At 68.4% G+C, this 24,630-nt stretch carries 23 protein-coding genes and 1 riboswitch; of the genes, 12 read left to right on the top strand and 11 right to left on the bottom strand.

Features of this window, described 5'->3' with window-relative positions; genetic code table 11:
- The 7 genes from BM228_RS21240 to BM228_RS21210 form a co-directional block, all read right to left on the bottom strand.
- A complete protein-coding gene (locus BM228_RS21240) occupies positions 1-1,230 on the bottom strand; it encodes a molybdopterin molybdotransferase MoeA (protein ID WP_092043726.1) in 1,230 nt (409 codons plus the stop codon).
- Complete coding sequence (gene moaC / locus BM228_RS21235) at positions 1,227-1,718, bottom strand: cyclic pyranopterin monophosphate synthase MoaC (protein ID WP_092043725.1); 492 nt, start codon at positions 1,716-1,718, stop codon at positions 1,227-1,229. The genes BM228_RS21240 and moaC overlap by 4 nt, the downstream gene beginning before the upstream one ends.
- 2 nt (positions 1,719-1,720) lie before the next feature.
- On the bottom strand, positions 1,721-2,614 hold the full coding sequence (gene trpC, locus BM228_RS21230) for an indole-3-glycerol phosphate synthase TrpC (protein WP_092043723.1): 894 nt from the start codon (positions 2,612-2,614) through the stop codon (positions 1,721-1,723).
- Complete coding sequence (trpD, locus tag BM228_RS21225; RefSeq protein WP_092043722.1) at positions 2,611-3,648, bottom strand: anthranilate phosphoribosyltransferase; 1,038 nt, start codon at positions 3,646-3,648, stop codon at positions 2,611-2,613. The genes trpC and trpD overlap by 4 nt, the downstream gene beginning before the upstream one ends.
- Positions 3,649-3,683: 35 nt before the next feature.
- On the bottom strand, positions 3,684-4,298 hold the full coding sequence (locus BM228_RS21220; RefSeq protein WP_092043804.1) for an anthranilate synthase component II: 615 nt from the start codon (positions 4,296-4,298) through the stop codon (positions 3,684-3,686).
- Positions 4,299-4,361: 63 nt separating this feature from the next.
- Complete coding sequence (gene trpE / locus BM228_RS21215) at positions 4,362-5,882, bottom strand: anthranilate synthase component I (protein ID WP_092043720.1); 1,521 nt, start codon at positions 5,880-5,882, stop codon at positions 4,362-4,364.
- A gap of 5 nt (positions 5,883-5,887) precedes the next feature.
- The gene (locus BM228_RS21210) at positions 5,888-7,789 is read right to left on the bottom strand and encodes a peptidylprolyl isomerase (RefSeq protein ID WP_092043719.1); all 1,902 of its coding nucleotides are present in this window, start codon (positions 7,787-7,789) and stop codon (positions 5,888-5,890) included.
- Between the two features lie 185 nt (positions 7,790-7,974).
- Between BM228_RS21210 and tpiA the strand changes: the two genes are divergently transcribed.
- Positions 7,975-8,736, top strand: coding sequence for a triose-phosphate isomerase (tpiA, locus tag BM228_RS21205; protein ID WP_092043717.1), 762 nt, complete (start codon positions 7,975-7,977; stop codon positions 8,734-8,736).
- A gap of 256 nt (positions 8,737-8,992) precedes the next feature.
- The gene (gene ppk2, locus BM228_RS21200; protein WP_208612071.1) at positions 8,993-9,904 is read left to right on the top strand and encodes a polyphosphate kinase 2; all 912 of its coding nucleotides are present in this window, start codon (positions 8,993-8,995) and stop codon (positions 9,902-9,904) included.
- A gap of 6 nt (positions 9,905-9,910) precedes the next feature.
- Here the strand turns inward: ppk2 and BM228_RS21195 are convergent, their stop codons facing one another.
- Positions 9,911-10,378: a nuclear transport factor 2 family protein gene (locus BM228_RS21195; protein WP_092043716.1), complete on the bottom strand. Its 468-nt coding sequence runs from the start codon at positions 10,376-10,378 to the stop codon at positions 9,911-9,913.
- Positions 10,379-10,640: 262 nt separating this feature from the next.
- Here BM228_RS21195 and secG point away from each other — a divergent pair, with 262 nt between their 5' ends.
- The 6 genes from secG (at position 10,641) to BM228_RS21165 (ending at position 17,431) form a co-directional block, all read left to right on the top strand.
- Positions 10,641-11,042: a preprotein translocase subunit SecG gene (secG, locus tag BM228_RS21190; protein WP_092043714.1), complete on the top strand. Its 402-nt coding sequence runs from the start codon at positions 10,641-10,643 to the stop codon at positions 11,040-11,042.
- Between the two features lie 246 nt (positions 11,043-11,288).
- Positions 11,289-12,917, top strand: a complete 1,629-nt coding sequence (locus BM228_RS21185; RefSeq protein WP_092043713.1) for a CTP synthase — start codon at positions 11,289-11,291, stop codon at positions 12,915-12,917.
- A 66-nt stretch (positions 12,918-12,983) separates the two neighbouring features.
- Positions 12,984-13,436 carry a DNA polymerase III subunit chi gene (locus BM228_RS21180; protein WP_092043711.1) on the top strand — a complete coding sequence of 151 codons (453 nt, stop codon included), beginning with the start codon at positions 12,984-12,986 and terminating at the stop codon, positions 13,434-13,436.
- A 2-nt stretch (positions 13,437-13,438) separates the two neighbouring features.
- Entirely contained in the window at positions 13,439-15,028 is a 1,590-nt protein-coding gene (locus BM228_RS21175; RefSeq protein ID WP_092043801.1) for a S10 family peptidase, read from the top strand.
- 727 nt (positions 15,029-15,755) lie between these two features.
- A complete protein-coding gene (locus BM228_RS21170; RefSeq protein ID WP_139234146.1) occupies positions 15,756-16,553 on the top strand; it encodes a class I SAM-dependent methyltransferase in 798 nt (265 codons plus the stop codon).
- A 35-nt stretch (positions 16,554-16,588) separates the two neighbouring features.
- A complete protein-coding gene (locus BM228_RS21165; RefSeq protein WP_092043799.1) occupies positions 16,589-17,431 on the top strand; it encodes a glycosyltransferase family 2 protein in 843 nt (280 codons plus the stop codon).
- Between the two features lie 91 nt (positions 17,432-17,522).
- On the opposite strand, the gene BM228_RS21160 is transcribed toward BM228_RS21165, so the two are convergent.
- The 3 genes from BM228_RS21160 to BM228_RS21150 form a co-directional block, all read right to left on the bottom strand.
- Positions 17,523-18,869 (bottom strand): MFS transporter, encoded by a 1,347-nt coding sequence (locus BM228_RS21160; RefSeq protein ID WP_092043708.1) that lies wholly within the window; start codon positions 18,867-18,869, stop codon positions 17,523-17,525.
- 297 nt (positions 18,870-19,166) lie between these two features.
- Positions 19,167-20,525, bottom strand: a complete 1,359-nt coding sequence (locus BM228_RS21155) for a discoidin domain-containing protein (protein WP_342030176.1) — start codon at positions 20,523-20,525, stop codon at positions 19,167-19,169.
- 215 nt (positions 20,526-20,740) lie between these two features.
- Positions 20,741-21,763, bottom strand: a complete 1,023-nt coding sequence (locus tag BM228_RS21150; RefSeq protein WP_244537244.1) for a DUF4424 family protein — start codon at positions 21,761-21,763, stop codon at positions 20,741-20,743.
- A 215-nt stretch (positions 21,764-21,978) separates the two neighbouring features.
- Positions 21,979-22,172, top strand: a riboswitch (cobalamin riboswitch).
- Between the two features lie 34 nt (positions 22,173-22,206).
- On the opposite strand from BM228_RS21150, the gene BM228_RS21145 reads away from it, so the two are divergent.
- From BM228_RS21145 to cobW, 4 genes are read left to right on the top strand one after another with little or no spacing between them, the layout of a single operon-like run.
- On the top strand, positions 22,207-22,389 hold the full coding sequence (locus BM228_RS21145; protein ID WP_092043794.1) for a CbtB domain-containing protein: 183 nt from the start codon (positions 22,207-22,209) through the stop codon (positions 22,387-22,389).
- A 16-nt stretch (positions 22,390-22,405) separates the two neighbouring features.
- On the top strand, positions 22,406-23,140 hold the full coding sequence (locus tag BM228_RS21140; RefSeq protein ID WP_092043707.1) for a CbtA family protein: 735 nt from the start codon (positions 22,406-22,408) through the stop codon (positions 23,138-23,140).
- Positions 23,133-23,531 carry a DUF1636 domain-containing protein gene (locus tag BM228_RS21135; protein ID WP_092043705.1) on the top strand — a complete coding sequence of 133 codons (399 nt, stop codon included), beginning with the start codon at positions 23,133-23,135 and terminating at the stop codon, positions 23,529-23,531. Before BM228_RS21140 ends, BM228_RS21135 begins: the two co-directional genes overlap by 8 nt.
- Positions 23,528-24,562 carry a cobalamin biosynthesis protein CobW gene (gene cobW, locus BM228_RS21130; protein WP_092043704.1) on the top strand — a complete coding sequence of 345 codons (1,035 nt, stop codon included), beginning with the start codon at positions 23,528-23,530 and terminating at the stop codon, positions 24,560-24,562. The genes BM228_RS21135 and cobW overlap by 4 nt, the downstream gene beginning before the upstream one ends.
- The last annotated feature ends 68 nt before the right edge of the window (positions 24,563-24,630 follow it).

The following is a 24,630-nucleotide window of genomic DNA, read 5'->3' as shown; positions in this document are numbered from 1 at the left end:
TCAGAGCAGCCGGCGGTCCAGGCGGATGATCCGGCACGGGTCGCCCGCCTTCGCGGCCGGCTCGTGGGGCACGCGGATCAGCAGCGCTTCCGCGCGGCCGAGCACCGCCAGCATCGAGGAATCCTGGCGCTGCTCGGGTGAGGCCACCGGCAGCCGGCCGGGCTCAAGGGCGAGGTTCGCGCGCATGTAGTCGGCGCGGCCGTCATTGGCCGGCAGGTCGCGGCCGAGGGTCGCCGGTTCGCTGCGGTCGGCGCCGGCCTGGGGGTCGCCCTGGAGCGCCCGAATCGCCGGCACCACGAAGAGCAGCCCGCAGACGATGGACGAGACCGGGTTCCCCGGCAGGCCGATCACCTGCATGGCGCCGAGGCGCCCCTGCATTAGTGGCTTGCCCGGCCGGAGCGCCACGCGCCAGAATCCAAGCTCCAATCCCTCCTTGGCGAGCGCCGCCTGCACGAGGTCGTGGTCGCCGACCGAGGCCCCCCCCAGCGTCACCAGCAGGTCGGCCCGGGCCTCGCGGGCACGGCGGAACGCGTCTTCCAAGGCGCCGTGATCGTCCGCGGCGATGCCGAGATCGATGATCTCGGCGCCCGCCTCGGCGGCCAGGGCTGCCAGAGCCAGGCTGTTCGAGGCGACGATCTGGTCCCAGGCCGGTTCGGCGCCGGGCTCCACCAGCTCGTCGCCGGTGGCGAGGATCGCGATGCGCGGCCGGCGCCGGACCGACAGGCGCGGATGGCCGGCCGCCGCCGCCAGCGCCAGGCGGCGTGCGTCGAGGTTCATGCCGGCGACCAGAAGGGTCTCGCCGGCGGTGAAGTCGAGCCCGGCCCGGCGGATGAAGCGATTCTGCTCGACCGCCTCCATCACTCGGACGGTGTCGCCCTCGGCCTGCGCATCCTCCTGAATCAGGATCGCGTCGGCCCCCTCAGGCACCGGTGCGCCTGTGAAGATCCGCACCGCCTCTCCGGGGCCGATCCGGCCGGAAAAGCCGTGCCCGGCCGCGCTCGTCCCGATCAGCCGCAAGCTCGCACCGACGGTCGCGGCATCGGCGAAGCGGACCGCGTAGCCGTCCATGGCGGAAGCCGGGAACGGCGGCTGCGTGCGGGCCGCCGTGACATCGGCGGCGAGCGTCCGGCCGGCGGCCTGGGCCAGGGGAACGGTCTCGGCCTCGACCGGACCAGGGACGCTCGCCAAGACCCGCGCCAGCGCCTCGGCGACCGGGATCAGGCCGCTCATGCCTCGGGCGCCCGGTAGGCGCCGGAACGGCCGCCATCCTTGGCGACGAGCCGTATGCCCTCGATCCGCATGCCGCGATCCACCGCCTTCACCATGTCGTAGACCGTGAGGCAGGCCACCGAGACGGCGGTCAGCGCCTCCATCTCGACGCCGGTCGGCCCCTGGACCCGCACCTCGGCGGCGATGCGCAGGCCCGGCAGCGCAGCATCCAACTCGCACTCGACCCGCACCTTCGAGAGCAGCAGCGGATGGCAGAGCGGGATCAGCTCGTGCGTGCGCTTGGCCGCCATGATCCCGGCGAGCCGGGCAGTGCCGATCACGTCGCCCTTCTTGGCGTCGCCCTCGCGAATCAGCGCCAGGGTCTCGGGCCGCATCACCACGCTGCCCTCGGCCCGGGCGGTCCGATCGGTGGCGGGCTTGTCGGTGACGTCGACCATGTTGGCCGCGCCGCTGGTGTCGAGGTGGGTGAGCGTCGAACCGGGCTCCATGCTCAGCCCTTCTTCTTGTCTTCTTGCTTCTTGGCCTTGCCGGCTTCGCCGAACAGCAGCGCCCGGGTCGCCTCGGTGACATCCGCCTGGCGCATCAGGCTCTCGCCGACCAGCACGACGCCGAGGCCGTGCTGGCGGAGTCGCTCGACATCGGCATGGCCGCCGATGCCGCTCTCGGCCACGGCAATCCGGTTCTTCGGGATGCCGGGGCCGAGCCGAATCGCGGTGTCGAACGAGACCTCGAAGGTCTTTAGGTTGCGGTTGTTGATCCCGATCAGGGCGGTGCCCAGCGGCAGCGCTCGCGCCAGCTCGGCCTCGTCATGAACCTCGACCAGCACGTCCATGCCGAGCTCGTGCGCGGTGGCGACGAGGGCTTCGGCCTCGTCGTCGTCGAGGCAGGCCATGATGACGAGGATGCAATCGGCGCCCCAGGCCCGCGCCTCGTAGACCTGATAGGGCTCGAACAGAAAGTCCTTGCGCAGGACCGGAAGCCCGCAGGCCGCCCGCGCCTCGGTGAGGTATTCCGGGCGCCCCTGGAACGAGGGCTCGTCGGTGAGAACCGACAGGCAGGTGGCACCGCCGGCCTCGTAGGCCGCTGCCAGCATAGCCGGCGCAAAATCCTCCCGGATCAGGCCCTTCGACGGCGAGGCCTTCTTCACCTCGGCGATCAGGGCCGGCCGCCCGGCGGCGAGATGGGTCCGGATCGCCGCCGCGAAGCCGCGCACCGGCTCGGCCTGGGCGGCCCGCCGCTCCAGCTTGGCCAGGGGCACGCGCAGCTTCGCCTCGGCGATCTCTCGGCGCTTGTAGGCCTCGATCCGGGCCAGCACGTTGGGCCGCTCGGATGGCGCCTCGGCGGCACCCGCTTTGGGCGCCGGATCCTGCGTCAGCGTGCTCATCGGCACTCCTGCCCGTTCGAGCGTTCGTTCGAGGCCCGGACCAGGCGGGCGAGGGTTTCCCGTGCCGCCCCGGAATCTACGGCATCCTGCGCCTGCGCGAGCCCCTCCGCCAGGGTCGACGACGCCCCCGCGACGACGAGGGCCGCGCCCGCATTGAGAACGGCGATGTCCCGGTAGGCGTTGCGCGCGCCCGCAAGGACGGCTTCGAGCGCCCGGGCGTTGTCGGCGGGATCGCCGCCGCGCAGGTCTTCCGGCGCCCGCAGGGGCAGGCCGAACTCCTGCGGATCGATGGTGAAGCGGGTCAGGCGGCCATCTTCGAGGGCGACCACCCGGGTCGGCCCGGTGACGGTGATCTCGTCGAGGCCGTCAGAACCGTGGACGGTCCAGACCCGGCGGCTGCCGAGTTCCCCGAGCACCCGGGTCAACGGCTCGGCCAGCGCCTCCTGGGCAACGCCGAACAGCTGGTAGGCGACGCCTGCCGGATTGCACAGCGGCCCCAGCAGGTTGAAGATCGTCCGCACCGGCAATTCGGAGCGCACCGCTGCGACGTGGCGCATGGCGCCGTGATGGGCTTGGGCGAACAGGAAGCACAGATTGGCCTCGGCGAGGCATCGCGCCTGCCCCTCGGCATCGAGGCCGAGCTTCACGCCGAGCGCCGTCAGCACGTCGGCGGCGCCGGAGCGCGAGGTCGCGGCGCGGTTGCCGTGCTTGGCCACCGGCACGCCGCAAGCGGCGACCAGGATGGCGGCGAGCGTCGAGACGTTGACGCTGCCGGAATGATCGCCGCCGGTGCCGACCACGTCGATAGCGTTGGCGGGCGCGGCGATCCGGGTCATGCGGGCGCGCATGGCCTCGGCCGCGCCGACGATCTCCTCGACGGTCTCGCCGCGCACCTTCAGGGCGGCCAGGAAGGCGCCGGCCTGGACGGGAGTGACCTCGCCCGACAACAGGTCGTCGAAGGCCGCGCGCGCCTCGGCGCGGTCGAGGGCCAAGCCCCCGGCGACCTTGGCGAGATGGGGTCTGAAACTGTCCATGCGCTCTGTCGGAAGGCGGCCCCGGCCGTCCGGCGTCAATGCACGTCGGGGCGGGCTCTGTCACGCGCCGCGTTCCAGGCGGCGGCGAGATCCAGAAAATTCTTCACGATCTCGGTGCCGTGCTGCGACCGGATGCTCTCGGGATGGAACTGCACCCCGTGCAGCGGCCGATCCGCATGCTCCACGCCCATAATCAGCCCGTCGGCTTCCGCGGTGACCCGCAGGGTCTCCGGGCAGCTCGCGCGGTCGATGATTAGCGAATGGTAGCGCGTCGCCTCAAAGCTATCGTTGATCCCGCGGAACAACCCGCTGGCGCCGTGCCGGATGGTCGAGACCTTGCCGTGCAGCGGCAGCGGTGCGCGGATCACGTCGCCACCGAAGGCCTGGCCGATCGCCTGGAGGCCGAGGCAAACCCCGAAGATCGGGATCTCGTCCGAAAGGTCGCGGACCACGTCGAGGCAGATGCCGGCCTCATTGGGCGTGCAGGGGCCGGGCGAGAGCACGATCGCGTCCGGCGCCTTGGCGCGGATGTCGGCGACGCTCAGCGCATCGTTGCGGGCGACCTCGATGGCGCCGCAGAGCGGGCCGATCAGGTGGACGAGATTCCAGGTGAAGGAATCGTAGTTGTCGATGACGAGGACGTTGGGCATCGCGGCGGCACGCTCGGGCATGAAGGCGATGTGACGGCTCACATGCCTCCGGTCAACCGGTGGCTACTGTCCCCGCTTGGCCTGCGCGGCGAATCGCACCGCCTCCTCGGCGGCCCGGAACAGGGCCTTGGCCTTGTTGACGCATTCCTGCTGCTCGGAGGCCGGGTCGGAATCGTAGACGATGCCGGCGCCAGCCTGGACGTGCATCCGCCCGTCCTTCACCAGGGCGGTGCGCAGGACGATGCAGGTGTCCATCTCGCCGCGGGCGCCGAAATAGCCGATGCAGCCGGCATAGGGCCCGCGCTTCTCGTGCTCCAGCTCGTCGATGATCTCCATGGCCCGCACCTTCGGGGCGCCCGAGACCGTGCCGGCCGGGAAGCCTGCCGCCAGGGCGTCGAGGGGATCGTGGCGCGGGTCGAGGTCGCCCTCGACGTTCGACACGATGTGCATCACCTGGCTGTAGCGCTCGATGAAGAACGAGTCGGTCACCCGCACGGTGCCGATCTTGGAGACGCGGCCGGCATCGTTGCGGCCGAGATCGAGCAGCATCAGGTGCTCAGCGCATTCCTTGGGATCGGCCAGCAGCTCGGCGGCCAGCGCCACGTCCTCGGCCGGGGTCGCGCCCCGGCGGCGGGTTCCCGCGATCGGCCGGACCGTGACGGTGCCCTCGCGAACCCGCACCAGGATCTCCGGCGACGAGCAGACGATCTGGAAGGCCTCAAAATCGAGGTAGCAGAGGAACGGCGCCGGGTTCGTGCGCCGGAGCGACCGGTACAGGCTGAAGGCCGGCAGCGTGAACGGCGCCGAGAAGCGCTGGGACAGCACGACCTGGAACACGTCGCCCGCGACGATGTACTCCTTGGCCCGCGCCACCATGGCGGCGAAGGCCTCCGGCGTCGTGTTCGAGACCGGCTCGGGATGGGCCACCGTGGACAGGTCCACCCGGGCATCCACGGGCAGCGGCCCTTCGAGGGCTTCCGCCACCCAATCCATACGCAGAAGCGCGGCCTCGTAGGCCGCGCGGGCGGTGACGCTGGCTAACGGGCGCACCGGCGAGATGACGGTGATCTGGTCGCGGATCGAATCGAACACCACCATCACGCGCGGGCGGATCAGGATCGCGTCCGGCACGCCGAGCGGATCGGGGTTCGGCTCGGGCAGCCGCTCCATGGCCCGGACCATGTCGTAGCCGAGATAGCCGAACAGGCCGGCAGCCATCGGAGGCAGATCCTGGCCGTCGGATTCACCGATGGCGCTCTCGGCGATCAGGGCACGGAGGCTGGCGAGCGGTGCCCTCTCGTCCGGCGCGAAGGCGTCAAGATCGGCACCGCGGGCGATGGCGGGGGCGCCGTCGCGGCAGCGCCAGATCAGGTCCGGATCGAGCCCGATCATCGAGTAGCGGCCGCGCACGGCACCGCCCTCCACCGATTCGAGCAAAAAGGCCGGCCCGGCATGGCGGGCGCGCAGCTTGAGGAACGCCGCGACCGGCGTCTCCAGATCGGCCACGAGGCTCAGTTCGACGAGGCTCGGCTGCCCGGCCTCGTAGCGTCCGGCAAACGCCGCGTAGTCAGGCGCCTCGGCCATGGCCCTCAATACTCTCCGCCGATGGCCCGGCGCAGGGCCGCCTGGTCGATCTTCACGCCGGCGTTCTTCTGGACCTCCGAGATGTACTGGGACAGCACGTCGTCGGCCAGCGCAGCCTGGAAGTTCTTGGTGATAGTTTTGTCGGCCTGGGTGTCGGCCACGAAGGCCGGCATCGTGGCGCTCGTGACCTTGAACACCGCCCGCGAATTGCCCGCCGCCGCGGTGCCGGCCTTGCCCACCGGGGTGGCGAAGATCAGGTTCACGTCGTCGGCGGTGAGCATGTCCTTCGCTTGGTTGCGGGACAGATCCTGCGCCTCCTGGGTGTTGACGCCGACCTCCTGCGCCACCGCCTCGATGGTCGCGCCGCCGTTGAGTTTTTCCACCAGCTCGCGGCCCTTGGCCTGGAGCCGCTTGGCGATCTCGGCGGCAGTCCAGCCGGCCTTCACGCCGTCCCGAACCTCGTCGAGGGGCTTGTCGTGCGCCGCGTCGATGCCGGTCACGTCGTACCAGACGTAGCCGCCGGACTTGGTGCGCAGCGGCTCGTTGTCGCCGCCGATCTCGGCCCGGAACAGGGCCGGCAGGGTGGTGTCTGGATCGGGGATGTCGGCGACGCGCTGACCGTCGGGCGCCTTGTCCTGGGGATCGACCGCCTTGACGGTCACGAGCTTGAGCCCGCGTTCGGCGGCGATGTCGGCGAGCGGCTTGGCGCCGGCGCGCTGGTCCTCGATGGCGTCGCGGGTCGTCTCCATGGCGTCGCGGGCGCGGGTGAGCGCGAGGCTCTTGCGGATCTCGCCCTCGACCTCCTCGAACGGCTTGACCGTGCCGGGCTCGATCTTGGTGACGCGCAGCAGCACCGTGCCGAACCGGCCCTGGACCGGCTGGCTCACGCCGCCCTCGGGCAGCGCGAAGGCGGCATCGGCCACGACCTTGTCGAACAGTTCGGCCTTGGTCAGCGTGCCCAGGGTCAGGTCGGTGCCGCCGGTGCGGCGCTCTTCGGCGACAGCTTCAAACGTCTTCGAGCCGTCCTCGATCGCCTTGCGGGCGGCCTCCGCGGCGGCGGCGTCCGGGAACACGATCTGCTGGATCGTGCGCTTCTCCGGGCTGCCGTAGCGGGCCTTGTTCAGCTCGTAGGCGGCCTTGGCATCCGCGTCGGTGATCGCCTCGGGCTTGGCCATCGCCTCGGGATCGACCACCAGCAGGGTGGCGGCGCGGAATTCCGGGGCCCGGAAGCCCGACTTGTTGGCGTCGTACCAGGTCTTCAGCTCGTCCTCGGTCGGGGCCGGGATCTCCCCGGCAACGGAGGGCGTCAGCATCAGGTAGGCGGCCGAGCGCCGCTCGGTGGAGTAGCGGTGCACTGCCTCGCGCATCGCCGCCGGCACGTGCAGATCGGACGACACCGCCTCAGCGAGTTGCAGCCGGGCGATCACGGCGCGCTGCTCGCGCACGAACAGGGTCTCGTTCAGGCCGGCCCGCTGCAGGGTCTGGTAGAACAGCTGCGGCTCGAACTGCCCTTGCGCGTTTTGGAAGCTCTTTTCGTCGTGGATCGCCCGGATCACCGACGCGTCCGGCACGCCGAGGCCGAGATCATGCGTCTTCTGGTCGAGCGCCGCCTCGGTGATCAGCTGGGACATCACCGCCCGGTCGATGCCGAGCATCCGTGCCTGATCGGGAGTCAGCGCGCGCTTCAGCTGCGCCTGATAGCGCTGCAGCTGGTTCTGGTAGGCCTGGCGCACCTGCTCGGCGGTGATCGGCGTGCTGCCCACCGTCGCGACATTGTTGCTGGAGCCGCCGCGGAAGAACTCCTCCACGCCGAAGATCCCCACGCCCGCGATCAGCAGCGCGAAGATGATCGTCAAGACGATCTTGCCGAGCCAATGCTGGCTGGCGTTGCGGATGCCCTGAAGCATGATCTGTGATCGGATACCTTCGGCCTTCGACCCGTCGCCGGGCCGGTGCCATCCCTGAAAGGCGACCGCGATAGACCATTCGCGCCCGCAGGCAAAGGCTCAGCCTTTCGGACGGTTTGCGCGCCCAAGCTCGCTCTGGTAGGCCCCGCCGACCCCGGAAAACCGAGGCTGAGTGAGGACTAGGGATGACGCAGACGGGGCGGAAGCCGCTGGTCGCCGGCAACTGGAAGATGAACGGTACGCGGGCATCGATCAAAGTGGTCGAGGCGATCCGCGACGGTCTCACGCCAGAACTCGCCGCCCGCGTCGACGTGCTGATCTGCCCGCCCGCGACCCTGATCGGCTCCTGCGTGGCGGCCACCGCCGGCTCCCCGATCGCCATCGGCGGCCAGAACCTGCATGCCCGCCCGAACGGCGCCTTCACCGGCTCGATCTCGGCCGAGATGCTGGCCGATCTCGGCGCCCAATACGTGATTGTCGGCCATTCCGAGCGCCGGGCCTACCACCACGAGACCGATGACGGCGTCCACGCCAAGGCGCTCGGCGCCCGCCGGGCCGGCCTGTGCGGGATCATCTGCGTCGGCGAGACCATCGAGGAGCGCGAGCAGGGCCGCGCTCTCGACATCGTCCGCGCCCAGCTCGCCATCGGCCTTCCGAAGGGCGCGACCGCCGCCGACACGGTGATCGCCTACGAGCCGGTCTGGGCGATCGGCTCCGGCCGGACCCCGACGCCGCGCGACATCGCCGAGGTCCACGCCTCGCTCCGAGAGATGCTGGACAAGCTCGTCGGCGACGAGGCCCACCGGATCCGCATCCTCTACGGCGGCTCGGTGAAGCCCAGCAACGCCCGCGAGCTGATGGCGGTGGAGAATGTCGACGGCGCCCTGGTCGGCGGCGCGAGCCTCGTGGCCGAGGACTTTTTGGGGATTTGCGCCGCCTACGCATGACGGTTTGAGCGCTGTAAGGACGCCCAAGCATCGTCCCCGTCATTCCGGGGCGCCGCAGGCGAGCCCGGAATGACAGGGTGCGGTATCCGGGAGCGATCGCGCCACCGGTCGAAGACTAGATTCGAGCAGGCGCCCAATTCCAGAGACGACGAGTTGCCGGAGGGTGATTGCACCACGCACGAGGCTTCAGGGGTTCTCGGAGCTGTCACACGATCCTGCTTTAGAGTCGTGACGACACGCGACCCAGAAGCTTGCCATGACGCTCGACCACGCCTCCGCGGACCCCACGATGGTGGAGATGATCCGCCGCGAAATCCTCGACAGCTACGACGAGGAGATGGAGCTCGGTTTCGAGGACGACCGCCTCGACAGCCTCGAAGGCGGCTCCGAATCCAGCTCTGAACGCAGACGCTATTTCCGCGAGCTCCTGCGCCTTCAGCACGAGTTGGTCCGGCTCCAGGACTGGGTGCAGCACAGCAAGCTGCGCGTCGTGGTGCTGTTCGAGGGGCGCGATTCGGCCGGCAAGGGCGGCGTGATCAAGCGGATCACCCAGCGCCTCAACCCGCGCGTCTGCCGCGTCGTGGCCCTGCCCGCGCCGAGCGAGCGCGAGCGCACGCAATGGTACTTCCAGCGCTACGTCACGCACCTGCCCGCCGGCGGCGAGATCGTGCTGTTCGACCGCTCCTGGTACAACCGCGCCGGCGTCGAGCGGGTCATGGGCTTCTGCTCCGAAGCCGAGGTGGAGGAGTTCTTCCGCTCCGTGCCCGAGTTCGAGCGCATGCTCGTGCGCTCGGGCATCATCCTGTTGAAATACTGGTTCTCGATCACCGACGAGGAGCAGGCCCTGCGCTTCCACATGCGGATCACCGACCCACTGAAGCAGTGGAAGCTCTCGCCGATGGACGTCGAATCCCGACGGCGCTGGGAGGACTACACCCGCGCCAAGGAGGACATGCTGGCGCGCACCCACATTCCGGAGGCGCCTTGGTGGGTGGTCGAGGCCGTGGACAAGAAGCGCGCCCGCCTCAACTGCATCAGCCACCTACTTGAACAGATCCCCTACCAGAACGTCGAGCATCCGCCGGTTCATCTGCCCGAGCGGGTACGCCACGCGGATTACATCCGCACGCCGACGCCACCGGAGATGCTCGTCCCGTCCCGCTACTGACGGACCTCAGAGCTTGAACGCTTGGCGCGCCATCAGGCGCCAGCGGCCGCCGTCGCGGTGCCAGACCTGCAGCACCCCGATATGGACCGGCGCCGTCTTACCGCCCGAAACGGTCTCGCCGTCAAAGACGTGGCGGACGATGGCGTCGTCACCGATCACCGAGGCCGTGCGGTCCGACAGGGTGATGCTCGGGAATTTCGAGCGACCGCTGGTCAGGGCCTCGATGAACGCCGCCTTGTCCTGCACCACGCCGCTGGAATGGCCGTAGCTCAACCCGTCGAGGGTGAGCGCGTCGAGGGCCTTGCCGTCCGCTGCGAGGAGGGCCTTGGTCAGGTCGTCGACCGCCGCCTCGACCGCGGTGCCCTGGGTGGCATCGCCCGGGCCGGCGGCGATGGCGGATGGCGCGTGCATCAGGATCGGCGCGGCGGCGATGGCGAACGCGGCGGCGAGCGCCGAACGGCGTAACAGGGTCATGGCGGGCCTCCCGGGCGGGGCGGCGCGTTCGGTGAGCCGCCCTTCCCGCCCGACAGAGCACGGCACGCGGCCGGGCGCGAGGGCTGCGGGGAACAGCTTGTGGCCGATCGTCAAGTTGGCGGCGGCCGGCGAGTGGTGTATGGCCGGCGCAGATTTGTGACCGGCGCACCAAGTCGAATCCTTGGCACCGGTCGCCGGGCGCCCGCCGCCGGACCGGCCTCTCGGACCGGCGCGCGAAGCCGAACGAGATTCCGGAACACCGATGCAGACCGTCCTGATCGTCGTCCACCTCATCATCGTGCTCGCGCTGATCGGCGTGGTGCTGCTGCAGCGCTCCGAGGGCGGCCTCGGGCTCGGCGGTGGCGGCGGCGGTGGCGTCGCCGGCTTCATGACCGGCCGGGGCCAGGCCAACGCGCTCACCCGCGCGACCGCCATTCTCGCCGCCTTGTTCTTCGCCACCAGCATGCTCCTCGCCGTGCTGTCGCACCGCTCGGCCGCGCCGAAGTCGATCCTCGATACCGGGGCCGCGACGCCCGCCGGCCAGCCGGCCAAGCAGCCCACCGGCGCCGACAACCTGCTCGACACCCTGCGCCAGCAGCAGGATCGTGCACCCGCCACCGCGCCTGCCCAGCCGGCTGTGCCCGAGGCGCCGCAGTCGCGCTGACGCTCGGTGCGATACCGGGCGCGCTTATCTGATACGGGCATCCAGGGTCTGCGCTGGGCGCGCGTGACATCCGGGTCGGGGGACCGCAAGAGGAGCGGCGGCGGGTGAGCGCGGGGCCGACGAATCGGTTCGGCTTCGGCCCGCCCTGGCAGGCCATTCCCCGCGCCTGCCCGATCCCCAGACATTTCATCGCCGGCAGGCTTGCCGTTTGGCAAATGCCAGCGCCTTCTTTATGGACCGAGGCCCATGACGCGGTACGTTTTCATCACCGGCGGCGTGGTTTCCTCTCTCGGTAAGGGACTCGCCTCTGCGGCGCTCGCCGCCGTGCTCCAGGCCCGGGGCTACCGGGTGCGGATGCGCAAGCTCGACCCCTACCTGAACGTCGACCCGGGCACGATGAGCCCGACCCAGCATGGCGAGGTCTTCGTCACCGACGACGGGGCCGAGACCGACCTGGATCTCGGCCATTACGAGCGCTTCACCGGCGTGCCGGCCAGCCGGGCCGACAACATCACCACCGGTCGGATCTACCAGGACATCATCGCCAAGGAGCGGCGGGGCGACTATCTCGGCGCCACGATCCAGGTGATTCCGCACGTCACCAACGCGATCAAGGACTTCGTCCTAGACGGCAACGACACGTTCGACTTCGTCCTCGTCGAGATCGGCGGCACCGTGGGCGATATCGAGGGGCTGCCGTTCTTCGAGGCGATCCGCCAGCTCGGCCAGGAGCTACCGCGCGGCACCTGTGCTTACGTCCACCTGACGCTGCTGCCCTACATCCCGTCCGCCGGCGAGCTGAAGACCAAGCCGACCCAGCACTCCGTGAAGGAGCTGCGCTCGATCGGCATCCAGCCCGACATCCTGCTCTGCCGCTGCGACCGCTCGATCCCCGTCGAGGAGCGCCGCAAGCTCGCCCTGTTCTGCAACGTCCGCGAGAGCGCGGTGATCGAGGCCCTCGACGTCGCCTCGATCTACGAGGTGCCCCTCTCCTACCGGAAGGCCGGGCTCGACCGCGAAGTGCTCGGCCATTTCGGCTTGGAGCACGGCGAGGAGCCGGATCTCGGCCGCTGGACCACGATCTCCGACCGGGTGCGCAACCCCGAGGGCGAGGTCTCCATCGCCATCGTGGGTAAGTACACAGGGCTGAAGGACGCCTACAAGTCGCTGACCGAGGCGCTGATCCACGGCGGCATCAGCCACCGGGTCAAGGTCAACCTCGAATGGATCGAGGCCGAGGTGTTCGAGCGCGAGGATCCCGCGCCGTTCCTCGAAGGCCTGAACGGCATCCTGGTGCCCGGCGGCTTCGGCCAGCGCGGGGCCGAGGGCAAGATCCGCGCGGCCCGCTACGCCCGCGAGAAGCGCATCCCTTATCTCGGCATCTGCTTCGGCATGCAGATGGCGGTGATCGAGGCGGCCCGCTCCCTGGCCGGCGTGCCGGACGCCAACTCCACCGAGTTCGGCGAGACCTCCGAGCCCGTGGTCGGCCTGCTGACCGAGTGGCTGCGCGGCAACGAGCTGGAGCGGCGCGCCGCGGTCGGCGATCTCGGCGGCACGATGCGGCTCGGCGCCTACGACGCGCAGCTCGATCCCAATTCGAAGATCGCCCAGATCTACGGCTCGGACCGGATCTCCGAGCGCCACCGCCACCGCTACGAGGTCAACATGGCCTATCGCGAGCGGCTGGAGGCCAAGGGCCTGCGCTTCTCCGGGCTCTCGCCGGACGGGCTGCTGCCGGAGACCGTGGAGCATGTCGGGCACCCGTGGTTCATCGGCGTGCAGTTCCATCCGGAGCTGAAGTCGCGCCCGTTCGAGCCGCACCCGCTGTTCAAGGGTTTCGTCGGCGCGGCGATCGAGCAGAGCCGGTTGGTGTAAAACACCGAAGCCGCGGCGGCGCGCCGCTGCTCGCCCCGTGGGCCGGAACCCTATATCGGTCGGATCGTGACCGAGATCCTGTTCTACCACATGCAGCGCCAGCCCCTGGAGAAGGTGCTGCCGAACCTCGTCGAGCGCTCGCTCGGCCGGGGCTGGCAAGCCGCGATCCAGGCGGCCTCCGAGGAGCGGCTGCAGGCCCTCGACGACCACCTCTGGACCTATTCCGACGAGAGCTTCCTGCCGCACGGCACCGACCGCGACCCCGATGCCGCCGGCCAGCCGGTGGTGCTGACGCTCCGCGACGTGAACCCCAACACCGCCTCGATCCGCTTCCTGGTCGAGGGCGCCGACCTGCCGCCCGACGCAGACAGCTACGAGCGGATCTGCATCCTGTTCGACGGGACCGACCAGGACGCCCTGCTGCGCGCCCGCGAGCAGTGGCGCCAGGCCAAGGAGGCGGGTCACGCCGTCGCCTATTGGCAGCAGGACGATTCGGGCCGTTGGAACAAGAAGGCTTGACCGTGCCCCTCAGCAAGCGTCTCGCGCACGCCGCGCTCGCCCTCACCCTCGCGGCAGCGCCGCTGCCGCTCCGCGCGCAGGACGCCCACCACCCCGGACCGCAGGAAGAGGCGAAGCCGGCGCCGCGCGGCCCGGAAGGTCGCCGCCTCCCGCCGGATTCGGCCACCCGGCAGAGCATCAAGCTCCCCGACGGGCGCAGCCTAGACTTCACCGCCACGGCCGGCAGCCTGCCGCTGGTCGACGAGGCTGGTAAGCTCCAGGCCGAGATCGCCTATGTCGCCTATACGATGGCCCCGGAAGCCGGCCGCGAGCGGCCCGTGACCTTCGCGGTCAACGGCGGCCCTGGGGCGGCCTCCGCCTACCTGAATATCGGCGCGATCGGCCCCTGGCGGCTGCCCACCGGCGGGACCAGCATCAGCCCGTCGCAACCGGTGGCGCTGACGCCCAATGATGGCACCTGGCTCGACTTCACCGACCTCGTCTTCATCGATCCCGTCGGCACCGGCTACAGCCGGGCCAGCGACGGCAACGGCAAGACCTACTGGAGCATCGACAGCGACGCCTCGACGCTCGCCGCCGTCATCGCCCGCTACCTGCGGGTCAACGACCGGATGGCGAGCCCGAAATTCTATGTCGGCGAGAGCTATGGCGGCTTCCGCGGCCCGCTGATCACCGAGAAGCTGCAGGAGGAGATCGGGATCGGCCTGTCCGGGATGGTGCTGCTCTCGCCGGTGCTCGATTTCGGCTGGCTGGAGACGCCCCGGGCCAATCCCTGGGGCTACGTGCTGAAGCTGCCTTCCCTGGCGGCCGGCGCCCTGGAGCGGGCCGGCACGATCCCGACCCCCGCGCTGCTCGGCGAGGCCGAGGCCTATGCGGCGGGCCCCTATCTCGCCGACCTGCTCAAGGGCCCCGGCGATACCGCCGCCGTCGCGCGGATGACCGATAAGGTCGCGCCGCTCACCGGCTTCGACCCCGCGTTCGTGCGCGCCCAGGCCGCGCGACTCGCCACTCGCAGCGTCCAGCGGGAGGTCGACCGGGCGGAGGGCCGCGTCACCAGCGCCTACGACACCGGCATCACCGGCTGGGATCCGAACCCGGATTCCGCGCAGCCGAGCTTCGAGGATCCGCAGCTCACGGCACTCCAGGCGCCGCTGACCAGCGCCATGATCGATCTCTACGCGCGCACGCTGAAATGGCCGGTGCCGAACCTGCGCTACGAGCTTTTGAGCAACGCCGTGAACCGCGGCTGGAGCTGGGGCTCCGGCCGACAGGCACCCGAGGTGCTCTCGAACCTCAAGGGCGTCCTGGCCCTCGACGGGCGCCTGCGGGTGCTGGTGGCTCACGGCTTCACCGACCTGGTGACGCCCTATTACGCCTCGAAGCTGCTCCTGGCCCAGGTGCCGGCCTACGGCGCCGGGCGCCTCAGCCTCGCGGTCTATCCCGGCGGCCACATGTTCTATTCGCGGACGGATTCTCGCGCCGCGTTCAAGCGGGACGTCCAGAAGCTCTATCAGGACGCCTTGACGGCGCGCGACGCCGGACCGGCCCCCGCGGCCGGAGCCCCAGCCGAACGCCTCAAGGACACGCCCTGAGGCTCACCGTGTCCAGGCAAAACGACGCGCTTTGAGCGTCAGTCAGCGACCTTGCGTCAAGCCTTGCGCATCGGCCTGCTGATCGCCGATCGAAGAGCGTGCCGTTTCCTGCGCAGCCGCACCCGAAGCGCGGCTGCTTGTCGATTGACGACATCGGCACGCTCCCTGATGTCTCGGCTCCGCGACCGGACGAGCCCCACTCCGCCGAAGCTGATCAGGACTGACTTCACAAGCATCGGGGGTGTGGTCTCCGAATCGTTCGCCTGTCGTCGATAGGGGCATCGACTGCGCCGGAAAAACTCGGTCGTGACCACTGAGGCGCGAATGCTTCGACACGCTCTGGACGAGGATACCCAAACGCGGGTCGAGAGCGCTCGATGACTTGCGATGCGTCCGGCGCATCGCGTTAAAATCGACGGTCATCTCGCGCTGCTCGAACCAAGCCTCACCCCCCTTGAAGACGCCCGACAGATCTATCGGGCACTTTCAGCCTAACGGCCCGCACGCGCGCCAACGAATAATGAATTCGAGCTGGATACAAAGCTATGAGAACCAGACCCTAGTCCGGATAGAGCGAAATAGGACTTTTTTACTCGAAATTCCGAAAAATTCCAGAGGTTACATATGCCGGGCACTGCGATTATAGTGATTGATGTCGGCACGTTAATCAGTATAGGAGCCTTGTAGGCACTTTAATGCAAATCACAATCCGAAAGGATGGCCTGACGTGTTTGATCAATCCCGCAGTATGCGAGCCCCGAACTTAGAAACGCCGCGGCTGATTGGAGAACACGATAGACGCTACTGGTATCATTCGATGTCATTCCCGGACGGCGAGACCGTCAAGGGAAGTTGGACGATCGACGATTTCGATCATTATATTGGTGGCTATGATTTGCAGGGAAAAACAGTTCTCGATGTCGGGACGGCCTCCGGTTTTTTCGCATTCAAGGCTGAACAAGCCGGCGCCACCGTAACGGGTTTCGATGCGGCCACGACTCACGAATTCAGGCATTTTCCATTCGAACAATCTCTGTCCTACCGGGATATCGTGACGTCCCGTGAGGTGTGGGAACGCGAGAATCTAAATCCGATCAAGAATTCCTGGTGGTATGCTTGGAAGAAGTTCGATAGCCGGTCCAGATGCGTGTACGCGCCGATGGCTGAGCTCTACGAGTGGCCGGTGCAGATCTTCGATGTCGTGATGGCCGGCGCCATCGTCGAGCACCTGTCAGATCCAGTCTACGCGATCGGGGCCTGGGCTCGGCTCGCCAAGGAAGCGGTTCTGATCCCCTTCACCGACGTTCTGCCACTCGATGAGCTCGTGATCCACCCGATCACGAACCTGGACAATCCGAATATCTTCTACGTGTGGTGGCATCTCTCCCGCGGTCTCTACACCAAAATCTTCGATAATCTTGGCTTCAATATCGCGTTCACGCAGGCGCATGCACTTCATAACGACGATGCGTCCGGTCCCCGCCTCGCCACCAGACCGTCGATCATTGCCACGCGACGCCGCTGAACGCTACACAACGCATGACGTGGTGGGGGAACGCCATGGAGAAACAACCGCTCGCCGTCGTAACGATGGCCTATAACGAGACGGTCCTTCTGCCGATCTGGCTGAGACATTACGAACGACAGGTTGGACTCGAGCATTGCTACATCATCGACCACGGGTCCGACGACGCATCTACCAAAAACATCCGCGCGAATATCATACGCCTTCCCCGCACGCCCATGGATGAAGACGCTCGCGCTGCGGCAGTGCGCGATTTCTGCTCGGCCCTGTTCCTGGGATATAACCGTGTTCTCTACACGGACGCGGACGAACTGGTCGTTCCGGATCCGAACGTCTCCCCCACGCTCAAATATTGTGCCGCCACACAGAACCTACCTCGTGTCTTGACCTTGTTCGGCGTCGATGTCGTGCATGTCGCTGAAGAAGCGCAAATCGACCTCAGCGTCCCGATCTCCCATCAACGTCAGTTTGCGCGCCCAATCTCGACGCTCTGCAAGCCGACCTTGATTGCCGGCCGCATCGATTGGATGCACGGATTTCATTGCATAACCGGGCATCATCGCCCGAGCTTCGGCGACATTTTTTTATTTCACATCGCCCATTGCGACATCGATATTCTGTACGAGCGCCAGAAGAAGCGAAATGCGACCGCGCCGATCGGGTTACAGCATTCACATCACACGATAACGCCAGACGTGTTCGTCAATCACATACGCTCCGAAGTGGCGCTGCTGCCGCGGCGTGATGTCCAGATGCGAAAAGGTGAGCCGCATTTCGAGAGGACGAAGCTTAGATTCTCGGACGCGATCGAGAGGAAGGACTGGTCCGTCGAGCCCGACCTCTGGCGCATCCCGGCGCGATTCGCGGGCGCGTTCTGAAGTCGGGTTTGGGCCGTCGGCGCAAACCTTCAAGAACGCCCGAAGGTGTTTGGGCTTGGCTCACTAATGTCCTCGGCCGTGACGGACAGGGTTATGTGAGAGCCTCGCCGGTTCGGTCGCGCATGGTCAGAACCGCCGCCAGCGACACGGCCGACAGCATGGCCACGTAGAGGCCCGGACCCGTCGTGAACCCGAGGCGGTGGACGATCCAAGTGGCCGCCATGGGCGCCGTCCCGCCGACGAGCGCCATGGAGGCGTTGAAGCTGATCGCCAGCGCGGTGCAGCGTGTCCGGTGGTGGAACATCTCGACGAAGGCGATCGGGATCACCGAGGCATAGCTGGCCACCAACACCGCCAAGACGATCTGGCACACGACGATCACGGCGATCTGTCCGCCCGCCATCAGCCCAAACAGGGGCCATGCCAGAAGGGTGAGGCCGGCACCGGCCAGGATCAGGACCCGCTTGCGTCCGATGCGGTCGGACACGGCGCCTGCGATCGGAATGCAGACGGCTTGCGTGACCATGGCGAGGGAGTTGATTAGGAACGCCGTGTGCTGCGGGAGGCCCGCCACGGTGTGCAGGTAGGTCACGAGATAGACGAACACGACGTAGAAGCCGCAGGCGATGCCTAGATTCATGGCGAAGGCTCGCGCCATGGCCGGTCCGTCAATCGCGATCGCCGCCCGCAACGGCGAGCGATGGTCCGCCAGGGCGGGATCGGTCCCGAGGGCCTCGTCGATATGCCGCTCGTCCATGTGCCGCCGCAGCACGATGATGAAGGCGCCCAGCGCGATCCCGGCCAGGAACGGCAGGCGCCAACCCCAGGCCTGCACCTCTTCCGGTGTCAGCAGGCCGGTGACGAGAGCTCCGGAGACCGAGCCGAGCAGGATCCCGCCAGCCGCGCCGATGCAGGCGAGGCTGCCCGTCAAGCCACGCCGGGCCGGTTCGGCGGTCTCGGACAGGAAGACCGCCGACGAGGTGTACTCGCCGCCTACCGAGAGGCCCTGGCCGAGCCGCAGTAGCACCAGCAGCACCGGCGCGAGGATCCCCGCGGAGGCGTCGGTGGGCAGGCAGCCCATCGCGAAGGTCGAGACCGTCATGAGGCCGGCCGACAGCAGCAGCGCCGATTTGCGGCCGTAACGATCCCCGATATGGCCGAACACGACGCCCCCGATCGGGCGCATGAAGAACGCCGCGGCGAAGACCGCGAAGGCCGAGAGCAGCGAGGTCGTCGGGCTGTCTGACGGGAAGAAGTTCCGGCCGATGACGGCGCTGAAATAGCCGTAGATCGCGAAGTCGTACCATTCGAGCATGTTGCCGATGGCGCCGGCGATGACGGATCGGCTTCGCAGCGACGGGGCCGGCGCCACGCCGATCTCGGCGCCGATGCGGCCGTGCTCGGAAGTCGGCGCACCGCCGAGAGGGGCGAATTTCATGACCGGACAGCCCTGCCGCTTATATTAGTCATGAAAGCTACATATGGAGACCAAATTCGGCAACAGGATTGATTAAGTTCGAGAATGACCGGCCGATGAATTGAATACGTATGGGAGCGACCTGTGAGGGCGGTGGTCGATCGACCACCCCTTGCTTGCGGCATTGAAGCAGCGACCGGGCATTCATGCCTGAGACGCCAGGGCGCTCCCGCGACGCATAGGGCCGATCACACACGTGACGCTCGCTGCGTCGGCACACGCGCTGGACGGCCGCCTCACCGGCCTTCGAGCGAATGCTCAGGCCGCGTCATCGAACGCAAGGGCTTCGGCCGGGTAGTCGATCATCATCCGGCGCTGGGCGTCGGTGTTCTGCCACTCGCCGACCTTCATGTAGCGGCCCTCGATGTCCCGGACCTCGACCAGCTTGCCGATGGTCTGGATCCCGTGAAAGGCCTGCGGCCAATTGGACGCGAAGTAGAAGACCTGCTCGACCTGCTCGGACAGATGACAGATCGCCGGGCCGAACGTGCCCAGGCCAAAGACGAGGTAGCGGCCGCCCACCAAGGCCGCGACGTCGGCGATCAGGGATTCGCTCTGCGTCTCGACCGGCAGGCCGAGGCTTTTTGCATAGGCTTCGACCTCGGCGATTACCGGGTTCAGCCGGTTCTCGAAGACCAGCTTCACCGAGCGGATCCGGTCCTCGCCGCGTAGCCGGTCGATGACCATGCGGTAGAAGGCAAAGGGCGGCTGCGGATAATGCGGATCGACCCAAGTGCTGAAGATGTCGCCCGAGCGGATATGGATCAGGAGTTGATCGTCGGGCTTCTTCGGGAACGTCGAAGGCAGTCCGTTGAACAGCGGGCGGATGATCTCCCGGATGAGCGTCTGCGAATCCGGCGGGGCGTCGAGGCCCACAAGCCGCTGGAACTGGGTCGGATCGAAGTACAGGCCGGAGAGGAAATAGCCGTCCGGCGGCAGGTCCTCGTCCGGCGGGATGAAGGTGATGCCGTCGCGGGTCAGCCGCTCAGTCAGGAAGATCACCTTGCTGCGGTCGACCTTGGGGACCTTGATGTATTTCAGGTTCAGCGCCTTCGCGACCGAGACCGCGATGATGTACTGGACCAGGCAATTACCGAACGCACCGTTCTCGAACAGCGACAGGCCGACGAGGGTGCGGCTCGCCCGACCGGGGCCGCTCGTGAGACTGTAGGCGAGATAGGCGTTGGCGCCCGGCTTCTCGTTCAAGAGCGTGATGTCGAGGTCCAGCATCGCGCGCAAGGCGAGCAGGTCGATGGCGGCCTCCTCCGAACAGACCTGAATTGCGGCGACCGTATCGGAATTCGGCACCGCGACGCGCACGAACCGCGCCCAGGCGCGCTCGTCGGCTTCGATGATGGCCGTGCCGGAGCCCGCCTCGACCTTCCGGGACGCAATGCCGGGCTCCGTCCAGGAGACGCCGTCCTGCGAGACCTGAACCGCATCGTCGGTGGCCGGCTCCCCCGCCTCGCACGGAATACCGGTGACGGACTGGATCGGGAAGCGGCCGGCGAGATCGATCTCCAGCCATGTCCTGTCCCCGACCACGACCGTCCGCGGCGCGCGACCAGCGGCGAGGTCGACGAGGGCGGGATTCGAGGCGTCAGCCGAGGCCATCATGTCTCCGGGGCGGATCTGGGCCGGTCGCGCCGGGGACGCGGCCGGACGGCGCGCCCGGCGGTGCCCGCATCGGGACGGGCCCGTCAAGCCCGGCTCGGTTCCGCTACCGCGGGATCAGAGCCGGGACGCGTCGATATCAAACCGAGAGCCCGTCCCGCCAGGCAGCGATGCCCGGAACGCGCGCAGCCGGTCGCCAAACCCTCCAAAAAAACGGCTCAATCGCCCGTCCCGGTCTTCAGAAAAAGAATGTCGATGTCGCGCTTGGGGACGTAGTCCTTCACGACCGTCTCGAAGGTCGTCGGGCCGATCTTCTTGAGGTTAGCGGCGCAGAACGCGACCTGAGTCGCGGGATCGCCCTTGTCCACGACAAGCCTGAACGTCCCAATCGGTCCAGCCCCGTTGCCCCCCGACGTGATCCCATAGGTGAGGTAGCGCTCATAGGCCTGGAACGACCGGCTGCCATCCGCGCTCGCCCGGCGATACAGGGCCTGGGCCACCTTCTCGAAGGCGGGCTCCGTGCAGTACCGGTTGACATACTGAGCCTTCCGCGGCGGGTCCAAGTCCGGGGACCCGTAGGACAGGCTGGACAGGCCGCCGAGGCTCGGCACGTAGCTCGTGCGGATCGCGATCTCACGGCCGGCCGGGAAGACCTGCCGACGCCAGAACTTCGACTTCAGCGTCCAGAGCGGCACGTCCGCGATCGTGCCGTCCTTATGCACCTGCCGCTCCAGGATGCCGGCCTGGATCAAGGCCATGCGCTGGTTCTCGCCGAGGCGGCGCAGGGCCTCCTCCGTCGCCTCCACGGTCGGCACAAGCGGAATGGACAAGGCTCTCAGCCGGTCACTGATCTCGATGGGAGGCTTGCCATTCCGGAGCAGGAAGGCCCGCTGCTCGATCTCGGGTGTCACGGACTGGCCGTCGATCTCGATCGTGAACCGGAGGAAGTTGTCGTGCGCCGGGTCGGGTATCGAGCCGTGCCGATCGAGATCGCCGGTGATGTCGGGCATCGGAAACACGATATTGGTCTCGACATCCGCGTCGGTCCGGTTGCGGAACCGGTCGTCGATCCGCACGGCCTTCTCCGACAGGTACAGATCCTCGGCGATCAGGGCGACGGTGTCGGTCTTCTCCAGGACGAGACCGCCGGCGGCGAGCTCGGCTGTGCTGTCATCGGCCCGGACGGGCAGGGACGCCGCCGCCAGGATAGCTAAGACCAGCGTCAGGGTACGCATCGACATCACGCTCATGTGTTCGGGGACAATCCGGCTGCCGGGGCCGTCATGATGCGGTCGCGCCGGTGAGGCTGCGCGGGCGCAAGGGGTCCGTCCCGGCGCTCCGCGCCCGGAAACGGCCGAATTTTGGTCACCGCCGCTCGACCTGCATATCCGCGCCGTTTCCTAAAGGACCGGAAACGATTCCGTCGCGCCTCCGTTGTGCGAGAGCTGTCATGCGTCTACAACGATCCCGTGACGGTGCCCCGGCAACGGGGTGAAAAGGGAATGCGGTGAGGAGCGCGAGTTCCGAATCCGCGGCTGCCCCCGCAACTGTGAGCGGCGAGCGTCTGCCAGTGGCCACCGGAGCGATCCGGGAAGGCGGCAGGCGCGCCGAGCCGCGAGCCAGGAGACCTGCCGTCGCGATGAGATCCCACAATGCCGCCGGTGGGGCGGCTGGAGACATGTTGATGACCACCTCGACCCTCGCCCCCATCGCCACCGGCACCCGCGCCGCTGAGCGCCCGGTTGCCGTCGCGCTCGCGGCCTTCCTCGGCCTCGGCCTGCTGTTCATGGCGGGCTTCTCGCCGGCAATCGCGCTGCACAACGCGGCGCACGATTTCCGGCATACCCAGAACTTCCCCTGCCACTGACGCCCCTGCCCCAGGGATGATCATCCGGCTTCTGTCGGCGGCGCTGGCCGCCGGCTTCCTCGCGGCCGTCGTGGTGACGGGCCTCGAGCTGACGCTGACCTCGCCGCTGATCGTGGCGGCTGAGCGTTACGAGACCCACGAGACGCATCAGGCCCAGCGCGGCCTGCCGATCGTCCTGGCGCATGCCGGGCACGACCACGCCACGCCGGATGCCGCCCCCGAATGGCAGCCCGGCGAAGGCCTTCCGCGCATGGCATTCACGGCGCTGGCGACCCTCGTCGGCGCGGTGGGCTACGCCCTGCTGCTCGGTGCCGCGATCCTCGCCTGCGGGCGGGAGCCGACCCGGCAGGTCGGTCTCGCCTTCGCGATCGCGGGCTTCGCCAGCGTCGCCCTGGCCCCAGGCCTCGGGCTGCCGCCGGAACTGCCCGGCAGCGAGGCGGCCCCGCTCGTCACCCGCCAAGCCTGGTGGGTGATGACCGCGGCGGCCACCGGCATGGGCCTGTACCTGATCGCGATCCGGCGCTCGCTGATCGCGATCCTGGGCGGGCTCGTACTGCTCATCGCCCCACACGTGGCCGGTGCACCGCAGGCACCGGAGGCCACCTCCGAGCTTCCCGCGGCGCTGGCGGCGCAGTTCGCGGCCCGGTCGCTGGCGATTAGCTTCGTGTTCTGGGTGCTGATCGGCCTCGGCTTCGGCTGGGCCTGGCAGGCCTTCGCCCGGGGCCCGGCACGCGGGACGGCCCATGCCTGAGACCGTGCTCTACGTCTGCACCACCTGCCGTCGCCCGGGCGACGACCCGGACGGCCCCCGGGCCGGGGCGCGCCTGCTCGACGCCCTCCGTGCGGGCAATGCGGCTCCGGATCTGCGGATCGAAGGGGTCGAGTGCCTGTCCGTGTGCAAGCGGCCCTGCTCCGTGGCCGTCGCCTCGGCGAACCGCTGGACCTACGTCTACGGCGACATGGACCCAATCGAGTCCGCCGCGATCATCCTCGGCGGCCTCTCGTCCTACGCGGCGACGCAGGACGGCATCGTGCCGTGGCGGGAGCGGCCCGCCGCCTTCAAGACCGGCGTGATCGCCCGGATCCCGCCCTTTCCCGATCCCCGCCCGCTTCCGGCCGGCACCCTGGAGGCTGCGGAATGACCATCGTGACCAAGATCCCCTGCACCATCGTCACCGGCTTCCTCGGCGCCGGCAAGACGACGCTGGTCCGCCACGTCGTCGAGAACGCGAAGGGTCGCCGCCTGGCGATCCTGGTGAACGAGTTCGGCGATGTCGGCTTCGACAAGTCGTTCCTGGCCGCCTGCGGCGTCGAGGGCTGCACCGAGGACTCCATCGTCGAGCTGCCCAACGGCTGCATCTGCTGCACCGTGGCCGACGATTTCGTGCCGGCCCTCGAGACCCTGCTCGGTCGCGCCGAGCCGCCGGAGCACATCCTGATCGAGACCTCCGGCCTCGCTCTGCCGAAGCCCCTGGTCCAGGCCTTCCAATGGCCGGCGATCCGCTCGCGGGTCACCGTCGACGGGGTCGTGGCCGTGGTGGATGGGCCGGCCGTCGCCGCTGGCGCTTTCGCGGAGGATCCCGAGGCGCTGGCCGCCCAGCGCGCCGCCGACACGGCGGTCGATCACGACAATCCGCTCGAAGAAGTGTTCGAGGACCAGCTCCTCTGCGCCGACCTCGTGGTGCTCAACAAGTCCGACCTGCTCGATGCCGAGACCCGGGCGCGGGTGCGCGCCGAGGTCGAGGGGCATCTGCCCCGGGCCGTGAAGGTGGTCGAGACCGCCAACGGCGCGATCGATCCGCTGGTCCTGCTCGGGCTGGGCGCGGCCGCCGAGAATGATCTCGACGCCCGCCCCTCGCATCACGGCGACGGCGAGGATCACGACCACGACGATTTCGAGACCGTCGCCCTGCCGGTCCGCCCGGCCATTACCGCCGGCGACCTCGCCGCGCGGGTCGAGAAGGCCGCGGAGGCCGAAGGCGTCCTTCGTATCAAGGGGTTCGCCGAGGTGGAGGGCAAGGCCATGCGCCTCGTGGTGCAGGGCGTCGGCCGGCGCGTCGTCCACCATTTCGACCGGCCCTGGCGGGCGGGCGAGAGCCGCGACGGGCGCCTCGTGGTGATCGGCTTGAAGGGGTTCGACCAGGGCGCCGTCGCCGCGGCGCTGGCGGGATGAAGGCGGTCGCGCGCGCTTTCTCGCTGAGACGCTGCGCGCGCGCCCATCTCGGCGCGGCCTAGGAGGCG

The organism is Methylobacterium pseudosasicola, assembly GCF_900114535.1.
Classification (GTDB): Bacteria; Pseudomonadota; Alphaproteobacteria; order Rhizobiales; family Beijerinckiaceae; genus Methylobacterium; species Methylobacterium pseudosasicola.
Note: the sequence above shows the minus strand (reverse complement) of the source record. Positions and strands in the feature narration are given on the sequence as shown.

What these genes read in the sequence shown, in the direction of transcription:
- trpE (WP_092043720.1), bottom strand. Translation starts at nt 5,882, where the DNA reads ATGGCCGAGGCGCCTGACTACGCGGCGTTTGCCGGACGCTACGAGGCC.
- BM228_RS21165 (WP_092043799.1), top strand. Translation starts at nt 16,589, where the DNA reads ATGGAGAAACAACCGCTCGCCGTCGTAACGATGGCCTATAACGAGACG.
- trpD (WP_092043722.1), bottom strand. Translation starts at nt 3,648, where the DNA reads ATGGACAGTTTCAGACCCCATCTCGCCAAGGTCGCCGGGGGCTTGGCC.
- ppk2 (WP_208612071.1), top strand. Translation starts at nt 8,993, where the DNA reads ATGACGCTCGACCACGCCTCCGCGGACCCCACGATGGTGGAGATGATC.
- BM228_RS21195 (WP_092043716.1), bottom strand. Translation starts at nt 10,378, where the DNA reads ATGACCCTGTTACGCCGTTCGGCGCTCGCCGCCGCGTTCGCCATCGCC.
- trpC (WP_092043723.1), bottom strand. Translation starts at nt 2,614, where the DNA reads ATGAGCACGCTGACGCAGGATCCGGCGCCCAAAGCGGGTGCCGCCGAG.
- BM228_RS21210 (WP_092043719.1), bottom strand. Translation starts at nt 7,789, where the DNA reads ATGCTTCAGGGCATCCGCAACGCCAGCCAGCATTGGCTCGGCAAGATC.
- BM228_RS21140 (WP_092043707.1), top strand. Translation starts at nt 22,406, where the DNA reads ATGATCATCCGGCTTCTGTCGGCGGCGCTGGCCGCCGGCTTCCTCGCG.
- BM228_RS21220 (WP_092043804.1), bottom strand. Translation starts at nt 4,298, where the DNA reads ATGCCCAACGTCCTCGTCATCGACAACTACGATTCCTTCACCTGGAAT.
- BM228_RS21135 (WP_092043705.1), top strand. Translation starts at nt 23,133, where the DNA reads ATGCCTGAGACCGTGCTCTACGTCTGCACCACCTGCCGTCGCCCGGGC.
- BM228_RS21155 (WP_342030176.1), bottom strand. Translation starts at nt 20,525, where the DNA reads ATGATGGCCTCGGCTGACGCCTCGAATCCCGCCCTCGTCGACCTCGCC.
- moaC (WP_092043725.1), bottom strand. Translation starts at nt 1,718, where the DNA reads ATGGAGCCCGGTTCGACGCTCACCCACCTCGACACCAGCGGCGCGGCC.
- BM228_RS21145 (WP_092043794.1), top strand. Translation starts at nt 22,207, where the DNA reads ATGACCACCTCGACCCTCGCCCCCATCGCCACCGGCACCCGCGCCGCT.
- tpiA (WP_092043717.1), top strand. Translation starts at nt 7,975, where the DNA reads ATGACGCAGACGGGGCGGAAGCCGCTGGTCGCCGGCAACTGGAAGATG.
- BM228_RS21150 (WP_244537244.1), bottom strand. Translation starts at nt 21,763, where the DNA reads ATGTCGATGCGTACCCTGACGCTGGTCTTAGCTATCCTGGCGGCGGCG.
- BM228_RS21185 (WP_092043713.1), top strand. Translation starts at nt 11,289, where the DNA reads ATGACGCGGTACGTTTTCATCACCGGCGGCGTGGTTTCCTCTCTCGGT.
- secG (WP_092043714.1), top strand. Translation starts at nt 10,641, where the DNA reads ATGCAGACCGTCCTGATCGTCGTCCACCTCATCATCGTGCTCGCGCTG.
- cobW (WP_092043704.1), top strand. Translation starts at nt 23,528, where the DNA reads ATGACCATCGTGACCAAGATCCCCTGCACCATCGTCACCGGCTTCCTC.
- BM228_RS21160 (WP_092043708.1), bottom strand. Translation starts at nt 18,869, where the DNA reads ATGAAATTCGCCCCTCTCGGCGGTGCGCCGACTTCCGAGCACGGCCGC.
- BM228_RS21240 (WP_092043726.1), bottom strand. Translation starts at nt 1,230, where the DNA reads ATGAGCGGCCTGATCCCGGTCGCCGAGGCGCTGGCGCGGGTCTTGGCG.